At 40.7% G+C, this 307-nt stretch carries 1 rRNA gene; it reads left to right on the top strand.

Features of this window, described 5'->3' with window-relative positions:
* Positions 1 to 78 (top strand): 16S ribosomal RNA (locus tag MPH60_RS27565); the annotation flags it as partial.
* Positions 79 to 307 lie beyond the last annotated feature (229 nt).

The following is a 307-nucleotide window of genomic DNA, read 5'->3' as shown; positions in this document are numbered from 1 at the left end:
CCTAAGGTGGGACAGATGATTGGGGTGAAGTCGTAACAAGGTAGCCGTATCGGAAGGTGCGGCTGGATCACCTCCTTTCTAAGGATAATTACGAGAGCGCTTTTGTTTTGTTCAGTTTTGAATGAGTAATTCATTCAAATAGGAAAGTCAATCATCACGATGTGATGGATTCTTTCTGCTTTGTTCCTTGAAAACTAGATAATAGATAGAAGGCAATTAATTTTTTTCAAAGCATCTGTAAGATCTTTTTTAACGGTTAAGTTAGAAAGGGCGCACGGTGGATGCCTTGGCACTAGGAGCCGATGAA

Source organism: Peribacillus sp. Aquil_B1, assembly GCF_022603275.1.
Taxonomy (GTDB): domain Bacteria; phylum Bacillota; class Bacilli; order Bacillales; family DSM-1321; genus Peribacillus.
Note: the sequence above shows the minus strand (reverse complement) of the source record. Positions and strands in the feature narration are given on the sequence as shown.